Source organism: Porcipelethomonas ammoniilytica (assembly GCF_025567485.1).
Taxonomy (GTDB): domain Bacteria; phylum Bacillota; class Clostridia; order Oscillospirales; family Ruminococcaceae; genus Porcipelethomonas; species Porcipelethomonas ammoniilytica.
This window is the reverse complement of record NZ_JAOQKH010000009.1, coordinates 21,213-33,158: the sequence shown is the minus strand read 5'-3', so window position 1 is coordinate 33,158 and position 11,946 is coordinate 21,213. Positions and strand designations below refer to the sequence as shown.

Here is an 11,946-nt window from a genome sequence, read left to right as displayed (position 1 = left end):
ATTACAGTACCTCCTTAGGTTCGGCAATTTTACCGGCAATTGCGGAAGCCGCCGCTACGGCCGGACTTGCAAGATAAATTTCAGAGTCGATATGACCCATTCTGCCTACAAAGTTACGGTTAGTAGTTGCAACAGCCTTTTCGCCTTCAGCCAGAATACCCATATATCCGCCCAGACACGGTCCGCATGTAGGAGTTGAAACAACTGCACCTGCCTCAATAAAGATTTTCAGAAGTCCCTGTTCCATAGCCTCAAGATAGATTTTCTGAGTTGCGGGAATGATGATAGTTCTTACGTTCTTTGCAACCTTTTTACCATTCATTATCTCAGCGGCAATCTGTAAATCTTCAAGTCTGCCGTTTGTACATGAACCGATAACGACCTGATCTATTTTAATATCGTCTATTTCATCGACTGTATGTGTGTTTTCAGGAAGATGCGGGAAGGAAACAGTCGGTTTAATCTTGCTTAGATCAATTACATATGTTTCATCGTAAACAGCATCATCGTCAGCCTTGTAAACAACAGGTTCTCTGTCACTGTGTTCCTTTACGTATTCGATAGTTTTATCATCAACTTCAAAAATACCGTTTTTAGCTCCGGCTTCAATTGCCATATTAGCCATGCAGAGTCTGTCGCTTACTGAAAGACTGTGAAGTCCTTCACCGGTAAATTCCATTGAACGGTACAAAGCACCGTCAACGCCTATCATTCCGATAATATGTAAAATTACGTCCTTGCCTGTAACGTACTGATTTAGCTCGCCTTTAAGTTCAAATTTTATAGCGGACGGTACTTTAAACCATGCTTTGCCTGTTGCCATACCGCATGCCATGTCTGTTGAGCCTACGCCTGTGGAGAATGCACCCAATGCGCCGTAAGTACAAGTATGCGAATCCGCACCGATCACTGCGTCACCTGATACGACCAGTCCTTTTTCCGGCAGCAGTGCGTGTTCAATACCCATTTCGCCTACGTCATAGAAGTTTGTAATGTCCTTTTCACCGCAGAAATCACGGCACATTTTACACTGCTCAGCTGCTTTGATGTCCTTGTTAGGAGCAAAGTGGTCCATAACCATAGTAACCTTATTCTTGTCAAAGACGTTTTCAGCGCCCAGCTTATTGAATTCCTTTATGGCAACCGGAGATGTAATGTCGTTGCCCAGTACCAGATCGAGGTTTACCAATATCAGCTGTCCTGCTTCGACCTTGTCCAGTCCCGCATGAGCCGCAAGTATTTTCTGCGTCATTGTCATGCCCATTTATATCAGCCTTCTTTCTATTTTATTTTTCTGCTTTCTTAATTCTTAGAAAGTTTATAAAGAAATTTAATTTGTCATTTTCTTTGCTTGTGCAAAGAAAATAACGAAAAGAAACACCCTTCTTTCTTTGTTCACACAAAAGAAAGAAGCAAAGAAAGGTAACGACTGCGTAACCCTTTCAAACTATCACACAAGGTACTCTCCACATACTGTGTTAAGGCAATTTTGCAGCTTGCGTTCTCCGCTTAACTGCACCCATTTTACATGGGTGTGAATTTTTTATTTTACGTCTTGCCTTTTATTGGGAGACCTATTAGTTCAGAAACTGTATGACGGATAAAATTTTTTCTTTGCGAGCTTTCTTTTCAAATGAAAAGAAAGCGGTACGTGTTTCTTTGATTCGTTTCTTGTCACGGAACAAGAAATGAATAAAATATAATTTTAGTGAAGTTTTTTAAACTTCATCATTTATTTATAATTGCTCCCTTATCCGCTGAGGAAACCATTGAAGCATATCTCTTGAGATAACCTGTTATATTTTCCTTTTTCAGAAGCTTTGTATTTTTCTTTCTTATCTCAAGTTCTTCGTCTGAAATTTCAAGATTTATCGAATAATTAGGAATGTCGATAGAAATAATATCACCGTCCTGAACGTATGCGATAGTACCGCCGCTTACAGCCTCCGGTGAAACGTGACCGATTGCCGCACCTCTTGTGGCACCGCTGAAACGTCCGTCGGTAATAAGAGCAACGTCCTTATCAAGTCCCATACCGGCAATTGCAGAAGTAGGGGACAGCATTTCCCTCATGCCGGGACCCCCTGAAGGTCCTTCATAGCGAATTACAACCACATCGCCCTTTACGATTTTACCGCCCTTGATAGCTTCGATAGCTTCTTCTTCGCTGTTGAAAACCTTTGCGGGACCTGAGTGCTTAAGCATTTCAGGTGCAACTGCGCTTCTCTTTACAACGCATGCGTCAGGAGCAAGGTTTCCTCTGAGTACTGCAATACCGCCTGTTTCGCTGTAAGGATTATCAATAGGTCTGATGACCTCGGGATCTTTGTTTACAACTCCCTTGATATTTTCGCCCATTGTCTGACCTGTTACAGTCATAACGTCAGTATTGATAAGTCCCTTCTTATTAAGCTCGTTGAGTACCGCGTATACGCCGCCTGCTTCGTTTAAGTCCTCCATGTAGGTATGACCTGCCGGAGCAAGGTGACAAAGATTAGGAGTTTTAGCGCTGATTTCATTAGCCATATCAAGATTAATCTTGATTCCGCACTCATTGGCGATGGCAGGCAGGTGAAGCATACTGTTAGTTGAACAGCCCAGAGCCATATCAGCAGTAAGAGCATTCTGAAAAGCTTTTTCAGTCATGATATCCAGAGGACGGATATTCTTTCTTACAAGCTCCATAACAGCCATTCCGGCTTCCTTGGCAAGCTTGATTCTTTCGGAATAAACCGCAGGAACAGTACCGTTTCCACGAAGTCCCATGCCTAAAACTTCAGTCAGGCAGTTCATGGAATTTGCAGTATACATACCCGAACATGAACCGCATGTCGGACAAGCCTTATTTTCGTATTCTTCAACGTCTTCAAGACTCATTTTGCCTGCGGCATATGAACCTACAGTTTCAAACATAGTTGAAAGACTTGTTTTCTTACCCTTTACATGTCCTGCCAGCATAGGACCGCCGCTTACGAATATTGTCGGCACGTTTACTCTTGCCGCAGCCATTAATAGTCCGGGTACGTTTTTATCGCAGTTGGGAACCATAACAAGTGCGTCAAAATGATGAGCAAGTGCCATACATTCTGTGGAATCAGCAATAAGATCTCTTGTTACAAGCGAATATTTCATTCCCTGGTGACCCATAGCAATACCGTCGCAGACAGCGATTGCAGGAAATACCACAGGAGTACCTCCCGCCATAGCAACGCCCATTTTAACGGCGTCAACGATTTTATCTATGTTCATATGTCCCGGTACGATCTCATTGTATGAAGAAACGATACCGACAAGCGGACGCTTCATTTCTTCTTTAGTCATACCGAGAGCATTCAACAGTGAACGCTGAGGAGCTTTATCAACTCCGTCGCAGTAAAAATTACAACCCATTGTTTTATACCTCGTTTTATCTTATAAATATCCAAAAATCTTTAAAATATAATTAAAAAATCAAACTGCTTTCCCGACTTTGTAAATCAGGAAAGCAGTAATTCACACACAGTCCGATTACATTTACAATCGGAGATATATAATTTATTAATTATGTATCTGACAGTTTATCAGTTGTTGATAAACTTATCTTCTTCGTTGTTCCAGCTGTAAAGCTTACGGATCTCTTCGCCAACCTTTTCAGACGGGTGTTCAGCTGCAAGCTTTCTCATAGCTCTGAAGTGAGCCTGACCGCCGGCCGGTGACATGTCGAGGAGGAATTCCTTAGCGAATGAACCGTCCTGAATATTTTTCAGAATCTGCTTCATAGCCTTCTTTGTATCCTCTGTGATGATCTTAGGACCTGTAATATAGTCGCCGTATTCGGCAGTATTTGAAATTGAATATCTCATTCCCGCAAAACCGCTCTGGTAGATAAGGTCAACGATAAGCTTCATTTCATGGATACATTCAAAGTAAGCGTTTCTTGGATCGTAGCCTGCTTCAACCAGTGTTTCAAAACCTGCCTGCATAAGAGCGCATACACCGCCGCAGAGAACAGCCTGTTCACCGAAGAGGTCAGTTTCTGTTTCTGTTCTGAAAGTTGTTTCAAGTACGCCTGCTCTTGCGCCGCCGATTGCAAGACCGTAAGCCAGAGCCATATCCTGAGCCTTGCCTGTAGCGTCCTGAGCTACTGCAACTAAGCAAGGAACGCCCTTGCCTGCCTGATATTCTGAACGTACTGTATGACCGGGTCCCTTAGGAGCGATCATAGTAACGTCAACGTCTGCCGGAGGAACGATCTGACCGAAGTGGATAGCGAAACCGTGAGCGAACATAAGCATATCGCCGGACTTAAGGTTTGGTTCGATATCCTTCTTATACATAGCAGCCTGCTTTTCATCATTGATAAGGATCATAATGATATCTGCCTGCTTTGCAGCTTCAGCCGCTGTAAATACTTCAAAACCCTGCTTTACAGCCTTATCCCAAGACTTGCTTCCTTCATATAAACCGATAATAACTCTTGCGTTGTCGCCGAGAGATTCCTTTGCATTAAGAGCGTGTGCATGACCCTGACTTCCGTAACCGATAACGGCGATTGTCTTGCCGAAAAGTAAACTTAAATCACAGTCTTCCTGATAAAAGACTTTTGCTGAATTTTCCATTATAAAGACTCCTTTTATAATATGATTTTTATCGGGCGTTTTACTTATCTGAGTTTCAGTCACATCCCAGACAATTTCCGCCTCTTTCAAGAGCTACAAGACCTGTACGGCACATCTCCATTATGCCGTATGGCTTTACAAGCTCAATAAAAGCGTTGATTTTGGAACTTTCTCCGGTGATTTCAACACAAAGTGCGTCAGGAGAATAGTCGATGATTTTTGAACGGAATACGTCTACCGCAGAAAGAACATCCTGTCTTGTAGCGGAATCGTTTTTAATTTTTATAAGAAGCAGTTCACGGGTAACGGTTTCGTCTCTTTCCATGACTTCTACCTGTTTAACATCGTGAAGCTTGTCGAGCTGTTTAATAATCTGGGTTTTAGAGTACTCGTCTCCCATCATAGAGATGGTTATTCTTGAAAATTCCGGAGACTGTGTCTCACCTACAGTAAGAGTATCAATATTGAATCCTCTTCTGGTAAACATGCTTGAAACTCTGGTTAGTACGCCGAATTTATTGGCTACCAGAATACCGAATACATATTTTGTCATCAGATCTCACCTCCGTGAATTTCAGTAATTATATCGTCGATAGAACCTCCAGGAGGAAGCATAGGAAGTACAAATTCATCCTTATCTATCTTGCAGTCGATAACGACAGGTCGCTTTGCGGCAATCGCATCGTCAAGAGCCTTAGATAACTCGTCTGTGTTTTCCGCACGGAATCCCAATGCTCCGAATGCTTCTGCCAGCTTAACAAAATCTGTCTGACGGCAGAGGGTAGTATTTGAGTAGTGCTTGTTAAAGAACAATGTCTGCCATTGTCTTACCATACCAAGTACTCCGTTGTTCATAATTACAACGATTACAGGTGCATTACATGAAACAGCTGTAGCAAGTTCGTTCAGATTCATACCGAAACTGCCGTCACCTGTAAACAGTACTACAGGCTTTTCAGTTGCTATGTAAGAGCCGATCGCAGCTCCCAGACCGAATCCCATAGTACCTAAACCGCCGCTTGATACAAAAGTTCTGGGCTTTTCGAATTTATAGTGCTGAGCAACCCACATCTGATGCTGTCCTACATCTGTTGCAATTACAGCGTCCTCAGGCATTTTTGAATTTACTGTTTCAATAATGTCATAAGGAGTCATAACCTCGGATTTTTGTAAACATGCGGATTCTTTTTCTTTCAGCTTTTCGATCTCAGCCATCCACGCCGGATGATCGGCAGGAGATACGGCTGCCATAAGCTTTCTTAAGGTTTCCTTTACGTCTCCGTTAATGCCGAGCTGACTTGTAATGTTTTTGTCAATTTCCGCATTATCAACGTCAATGTGAAGTATATTGCAGTTTCTTACATAAACGTCTTTATTTCCCGTTGCCCTGTCGCTGAATCTTGCGCCGATCGCAATTACCAGATCTGCCTCAGCCTGAGCCATAGAAGATGCATAATGACCATGCATACCCTGCATTCCCAAAAATCTGGAATTTGAAGTCGGGATAGCCGAAACGCCCATCATACTGCATCCGATAGGAGCGTCGATAAGCTCAGCAAAGTCCATTACTTCACGGCTTGCATTTGAAGAAATAACACCGCCTCCGCAGTAAATATAAGGTTTATTTGACGCCGCTATCATTTCAGCAGCTTTTTTGATAATTTCACTGTCCGCTTTCGGCGATTCAAAAGCCGGAGCAACAACTGCATTTTCAAAATCACATGCTGCTATCTGAACGTCCTTAGGCACATCCACCAGAACAGGTCCAGGACGTCCTGACTTTGCAATCCTAAATGCTTCTCTTATTGTATCTGCAAGCTCTGTTACGTCTTTTACTATGTAATTATGCTTGGTGATCGGCAAAGTCACACCGCAGATATCAACCTCTTGAAAGCTGTCACGTCCCAAAAGATTGCATGGTACATTGCCGGTAATAGCAACCATAGGAACAGAATCCAGATAAGCCGTAGCTATACCCGTTACAAGATTTGTTGCTCCCGGACCCGATGTTGCAATAACAACGCCGGTCTTACCTGTAGCTCTTGCAAAACCGTCAGCAGCATGGGCAGCACCCTGCTCATGAGCTGTAATTATATGTCTGATTCTGTCACGATTTTTATAAAGTTCGTCATATACGTTTATGATCTGACCGCCCGGATATCCGAATACACGGTCGCACCCTTGCTCTACAAGGGTTTCTATTATAATCTGTGCGCCGGTTAATTTCATAATATGATCCTTTCAAAATTAAATTCATTTTGCAGTATGTTAAAAAGCCTGCGGTATTTTCAGCGCAGGACAGTTGCTTTTTTGTTTAACAAATGCCGACTCGGTAAATCGCCGGTTCACCCGGCATTACGCTTTCGTTTGCAGTGATTTTTTGTAAAATCGCCTGAAATGTTCCTTTTTCCAGTTTTTCCGACACCGAATAAACCTCCGTTCCGATAAAATGTTCATACTTTAATATATCATGTAATTTCTGTTGTTTCAAGGGGAAAATATATTTTTGTGAATTATACACATATTAACACCAAAATTACGTCCCTGCGTTTTAGATATTTACAACAGAATTTTATGTATTTATAAATTATACCATAATTTAAGTTCCTTTTCAAGCTTTTTGAAAAAAGCTTGGCAAAAACTTTTATATCGTCTTTAGTCTGATGATTTATTTTTCATAAGGCACGACAGGTAAGTACGCAGAGTATTGAAGAAACAATTTCACATTAAAAAAATTCGGCATTAAAGTTTTTTGCTTACTTTTTTTCAAAATTTTTCCTCAATCCTCTGTTTATTTGCCTGTCGAGCCTTATGAAACAAGTTCTATTGTACTAAAGACGGAATAAAAGTTTTTTGCTTACTTTTTTTCAAAATTTTTCCTCAACCCTCTGTTTACTTGCCTGTCGAGCCTTATGAAACAAGTTCTATTGTACTAAAGACGGAATAAAAGTTTTTTGCTTACTTTTTTTCAAAAAAGTAAGTGTTGCATTGGGTTAACAAATTTGCTAAAACAACGCAAATGGGGTATAATTATACAATATTAGAAAATACGTTTCAATTTACAGCGGAACGGCGGTGGACATAATTAAAAAAGTAGAAATTTTTACAGACGGCGCATGCAGCGGCAATCCAGGTCCGGGCGGATACGGAGTAATACTTCGCTTCGGAGAACACACAAAAGAACTTTCCGGAGGAGAACATGAAACGACCAACAACCGTATGGAGCTTACAGGAGTTATTACCGGCTTGTCTGCTTTAAAAGAGCCCTGCGAGGTAACACTCACTACTGACAGCAAATACGTTGTTGACAGTATTACAAAAGGATGGGTCTACGGCTGGCAGAAAAAGGGATGGATAAAATCAGATAAAAAGCCTGCGCTTAATGTGGATCTGTGGAAACAGCTTCTGCCGCTCCTGGAAAAACATAAAGTTAATTTTGTCTGGGTCAAAGGACATGCCGGACATCCGGAAAATGAAAGATGCGATCAGCTGGCAGTTATTCAGCGTGATCTTAACGCATAAAAAGGAAGGGAAATTCAATGGAAAAAAGATTTGTGTATGCGGACAATGCTGCTACAACAAAGGTTTCAAAACCGGTGTTGGACGTTATGATGCCGTACTTTACCGAGGAATATGGCAACGCTTCAAGTATTTACGCTCTTGGAAGAAGCGCTAAAAAAGCTCTTGAAACTGCAAGAGAAACCGTAGCAAAAGCAATCGGTGCAGAAACCTCTGAAATATATTTTACAAGCTGCGGTTCGGAATCTGATAACTGGGCTATCCGTTCCGTATGCGAAAGACTTGCCGCAAAAGGCAAAAAACATATCGTTACATCAGTCTTTGAACATCACGCTGTACTCCATACATGTCAGGCACTTGAAAAACTGGGCTTTGAAGTAACATATCTGCCCGTATATGAAAACGGGATCGTAAAAACAGAGGACGTAAAAAATGCGATCCGTGAAGATACTGCGCTTGTTACCATTATGTACGCCAACAATGAGATCGGAACGATCCAGCCTGTTGAAGAAATTGCCGCAGTATGCCGTGAAAAAGGCGTTTTGTTCCATACCGACGCAGTTCAGGCTATGGGACATGTGAAAATAGACGTTCATGCTCAGGGAATCGACATGCTTTCCCTTTCAGGTCATAAAATACACGCTCAGAAAGGAATCGGCGCACTGTATGTGAGAAAAGGTATTCCTGTAACGAACTTGATTTTCGGCGGCGCACAGGAAAGAAACAGACGTGCCGGAACAGAAAATCTCCCCGCAATCGCCGGATTTGCAAAGGCAATGGAAATTGCCAGTACGGATATTGAAAAAAGAGCAGAAAAAACAGCAAAACAGCGTGACAGACTTATTGAAGGTATTCTTAAGCTTCCCCGTACCCGATTAAACGGTGATCCCGTAAAACGACTTCCGGGTACCGTTAATATTTCAATCGAAGGAGTTGAAGGCGAAAGCCTGCTTCTTATGCTTGACTTAAACGGTATATGCGCTTCATCTGGTTCTGCCTGCACATCAGGTTCCCTTGATCCGTCCCATGTTCTTCTGGCTCTGGGATTAAAACACGAGGTGGCTCACGGTTCTCTGCGTCTTTCAATCGGAGACGAGACGACCGATGAGGATATCGACTATATTCTTGAGGTCGTACCGAAAGTAGTTAAAAGGCTAAGAGACATGTCCCCTCTTTGGGAAAGAATATGTAAAGAAGAAACAGTCTGATAAACAGTTATGATTTGGAGGAATTTAAAATGTTATATAGTGAAAAAGTACTTGATCATTTCTCAAATCCAAGAAATGTTGGAGAAATTGAAAACGCAGACGGCGTAGGAGAAGTGGGCAACGCTAAATGCGGAGACATTATGAAAATGTATATAAAAGTGGACGATGGAATTATTTCCGATGTAAAGTTCAAGACTTTCGGCTGCGGTGCAGCTGTTGCAACATCTTCTATGGCTACTGAACTTATAAAAGGCAAGTCAATAGACGACGCTCTAAAGCTTACAAACAAAGCCGTTGTCGAGGCTCTTGACGGACTTCCGGCAGTTAAGCTGCACTGCTCCGTACTCGCAGAACAGGCTATAAAGTCCGCTCTTGCCGACTACTACACAAGGCAGGGCGTTGATCCTACTCCTATTGTCGGGGAAATAGGCGAATGTGAGGAATGTCATCACTGATAAAACAAACCGTCCGTAACGGACGGTTTCTTGTTTTTATCTGGAATTCAATAATGACAGAAAATAAATATACTTGACATAAAAGCAAAGATTGTATATAATTAAATAGAATATATAAAAATTATAACAGAGGTGCAGAACAAATGAAGTTAAAGAGATTATTAACAATTTTACTTGCAATTGCCGCTCTTGGCAGCGCTGCGGCATGCAACGGAGACAAGGACTCTGAAAAAAGCGAAAGCGTATCCGAAGAAAGCACAGCGGAAACCTCCGCTGCTGAAGAAACCTCCGGCATTGAAGGACAAACCGTTTATTGGCTGTCCGATTATGACCTGAATCCCGACGGCGGAAACAATAGAAGTATTGCCCTCACTCTTTTTGAAGACGTATACGGCGCTGAGATCGAATGGATCCCAACGACTGAAGATAAAAAATATGAAGATCTGGAAAAACGTATTCTGGGCGGAGAACCTGTTGATATGTTTCCGTATGATCCGTCCGCACTGCCGCAGGGTACTGCCAAAAATCTGTTTCAGCCTCTTGACGACTATATAGACTTTAACGACGAGCTATGGTCAGGTACAAAAGAACTTGCAGACAAGCTTGCTATAAATGGTAATCATTATGCAGTGCCTGCCGGAATAACCAATCCGGTATGCCTTATTTACAGCAGAAAAATGATGAAAGACGAAAAATTTGACGATCCCTATGAACTCTATAAAAAAGGCGAATGGACTTACGATAAAATGCTTGAAATGATGGAAAGCTTCGTTGACGGAGGCGATTCCAGATACGGCTGCGCAGGCGCATGGGTCGGACAGGGAATTATGCAGTCAACAGGTCAGCCTTTTGTTAATTACGACGGTACAAAATTTACAAATAATATGGACAGCAAGGAACTTTCTGAAGCGGGAAAAATAATTGATAAAGTAAGCGATCTATATGACGATTTATGGTACAGCCGCTTTCCTACTGACGAATCCTTACTTTTCTTAGGAATAGCTCCGTGGGCGCTGGCTGAATCAAACGCTGAAAATCCGGACGCTGATTTGTTTATGGTGCCGTTCCCGAAAATGTCAGGACAGGACGAATATTACATGTCGGCTGATATTTCAGCCAAAATGCTTGCTGCAAATTCCGACAAGGGCGAAGCTGTCGCAGCGTACATAAAATGCGAACGAATTGCGGCAACAGAAGAAAAATATACGGAAGCCGCAAAAAAACAGGCTCTTGAACCTGTCAAGGATTTTGACGGCACCGTAACCAAAACTTTAACGGAAGAACAATATGACTTCTGGCAGGAAATGATAAACTGTGAAAACATTACTCCCGTTATTGACTTAGGCTGCGGTATGGGAAACGTTATGTACGGCGAAACCCTTAATTATGATACCAGAGGTATTATAAACAATCTTTACAACGCTATTATAGCCGGTTACTCCGATGCTCCGTCAACGTGGGAAGAGCTGAGAGATTCATTAAAGAAAACCGCCGATACGGAAATTGAAAAATATAATTGATATTTTTGAAGGACGAGTAAAAAAATTTATTAAAACACTTGATTTTTCAGGAATATTGTGGTATAATACTAAGTAGTATGTATAAAGTAAGCTAAAGACCGGAAATTTCCGGTCTTTCTTATGTATATGGGAGAATTGAATTATGAAAATAAAAAAATTCGGTACAACCGAACAGTTGGTTCACAGTCTTGCCGAACCCATTGCCCATGAAAAAGGACTCCGGATATGGGACGTACGCTTTGAAAAAGAAGGCGCTTCATGGTATCTGAGAGTTTTTATCGACAAGGATTCGGGCGTTACTATTGACGACTGCGAAGCTTTAAGCCGTCCATTAAGCGATCTGCTGGACGAAAAAGACCCTATTAAACAGGGATACTTTCTTGAAGTCGGTTCTGCGGGAATTGAAAGAGAACTCTTAAGGCAATCGCATTTTGAAGCAAGCTGCGGAAAGCTTGTAACTGTTAAAATGATAAGACCTATAGAAGGCGTTAAAGATTTTATTGCGGAGCTTTCCGGCTTTGACAAGGAAAAGGTAATGCTTTCATTTCCGGTAAATACCGGAGGAGACGACAGAGGAACAAAAGAAATTCCTCTTGCAGATATTGCACACATAAAATTATATGACGATTTTAATGATTATTTATAA

At 41.9% G+C, this 11,946-nt stretch carries 10 protein-coding genes; 5 read left to right on the top strand and 5 right to left on the bottom strand.

Annotated elements, in window-relative coordinates; genetic code table 11:
• Position 1: 1 nt before the first annotated feature.
• The 5 genes from leuC to ilvB form a co-directional block, all read right to left on the bottom strand.
• Positions 2–1,264: a 3-isopropylmalate dehydratase large subunit gene (gene leuC, locus OCV67_RS08380; protein ID WP_147643531.1), complete on the bottom strand. Its 1,263-nt coding sequence runs from the start codon at positions 1,262–1,264 to the stop codon at positions 2–4.
• Positions 1,265–1,728: 464 nt separating this feature from the next.
• Positions 1,729–3,390, bottom strand: coding sequence for a dihydroxy-acid dehydratase (gene ilvD, locus OCV67_RS08375; RefSeq protein WP_147643530.1), 1,662 nt, complete (start codon positions 3,388–3,390; stop codon positions 1,729–1,731).
• Positions 3,391–3,560: 170 nt separating this feature from the next.
• Positions 3,561–4,598, bottom strand: coding sequence for a ketol-acid reductoisomerase (ilvC, locus tag OCV67_RS08370; protein ID WP_147643529.1), 1,038 nt, complete (start codon positions 4,596–4,598; stop codon positions 3,561–3,563).
• A gap of 55 nt (positions 4,599–4,653) precedes the next feature.
• Positions 4,654–5,151: an acetolactate synthase small subunit gene (ilvN, locus tag OCV67_RS08365; RefSeq protein WP_147643528.1), complete on the bottom strand. Its 498-nt coding sequence runs from the start codon at positions 5,149–5,151 to the stop codon at positions 4,654–4,656.
• Positions 5,151–6,827 carry a biosynthetic-type acetolactate synthase large subunit gene (gene ilvB / locus OCV67_RS08360; RefSeq protein WP_147643527.1) on the bottom strand — a complete coding sequence of 559 codons (1,677 nt, stop codon included), beginning with the start codon at positions 6,825–6,827 and terminating at the stop codon, positions 5,151–5,153. The genes ilvN and ilvB overlap by 1 nt, the downstream gene beginning before the upstream one ends.
• An 855-nt stretch (positions 6,828–7,682) precedes the next feature.
• Between ilvB and rnhA the strand changes: the two genes are divergently transcribed.
• The 5 genes from rnhA to OCV67_RS08335 all read left to right on the top strand — a co-directional run bounded on the left by rnhA (position 7,683) and on the right by OCV67_RS08335 (position 11,946).
• A complete protein-coding gene (gene rnhA, locus OCV67_RS08355) occupies positions 7,683–8,120 on the top strand; it encodes a ribonuclease HI (protein WP_147643598.1) in 438 nt (145 codons plus the stop codon).
• Between the two features lie 17 nt (positions 8,121–8,137).
• On the top strand, positions 8,138–9,325 hold the full coding sequence (gene nifS, locus OCV67_RS08350; RefSeq protein WP_147643526.1) for a cysteine desulfurase NifS: 1,188 nt from the start codon (positions 8,138–8,140) through the stop codon (positions 9,323–9,325).
• Positions 9,326–9,354: 29 nt separating this feature from the next.
• Positions 9,355–9,780 carry a Fe-S cluster assembly scaffold protein NifU gene (nifU, locus tag OCV67_RS08345; protein ID WP_147643525.1) on the top strand — a complete coding sequence of 142 codons (426 nt, stop codon included), beginning with the start codon at positions 9,355–9,357 and terminating at the stop codon, positions 9,778–9,780.
• A 143-nt stretch (positions 9,781–9,923) separates the two neighbouring features.
• Positions 9,924–11,300 carry an ABC transporter substrate-binding protein gene (locus OCV67_RS08340; protein ID WP_147643524.1) on the top strand — a complete coding sequence of 459 codons (1,377 nt, stop codon included), beginning with the start codon at positions 9,924–9,926 and terminating at the stop codon, positions 11,298–11,300.
• Between the two features lie 142 nt (positions 11,301–11,442).
• On the top strand, positions 11,443–11,946 hold the full coding sequence (locus tag OCV67_RS08335; protein ID WP_147643523.1) for a ribosome maturation factor RimP: 504 nt from the start codon (positions 11,443–11,445) through the stop codon (positions 11,944–11,946).

What these genes read in the sequence shown, in the direction of transcription:
- nifU (WP_147643525.1), top strand. Translation starts at nt 9,355, where the DNA reads ATGTTATATAGTGAAAAAGTACTTGATCATTTCTCAAATCCAAGAAAT.
- ilvD (WP_147643530.1), bottom strand. Translation starts at nt 3,390, where the DNA reads ATGGGTTGTAATTTTTACTGCGACGGAGTTGATAAAGCTCCTCAGCGT.
- leuC (WP_147643531.1), bottom strand. Translation starts at nt 1,264, where the DNA reads ATGGGCATGACAATGACGCAGAAAATACTTGCGGCTCATGCGGGACTG.
- nifS (WP_147643526.1), top strand. Translation starts at nt 8,138, where the DNA reads ATGGAAAAAAGATTTGTGTATGCGGACAATGCTGCTACAACAAAGGTT.
- ilvB (WP_147643527.1), bottom strand. Translation starts at nt 6,827, where the DNA reads ATGAAATTAACCGGCGCACAGATTATAATAGAAACCCTTGTAGAGCAA.
- ilvN (WP_147643528.1), bottom strand. Translation starts at nt 5,151, where the DNA reads ATGACAAAATATGTATTCGGTATTCTGGTAGCCAATAAATTCGGCGTA.
- OCV67_RS08340 (WP_147643524.1), top strand. Translation starts at nt 9,924, where the DNA reads ATGAAGTTAAAGAGATTATTAACAATTTTACTTGCAATTGCCGCTCTT.
- OCV67_RS08335 (WP_147643523.1), top strand. Translation starts at nt 11,443, where the DNA reads ATGAAAATAAAAAAATTCGGTACAACCGAACAGTTGGTTCACAGTCTT.
- ilvC (WP_147643529.1), bottom strand. Translation starts at nt 4,598, where the DNA reads ATGGAAAATTCAGCAAAAGTCTTTTATCAGGAAGACTGTGATTTAAGT.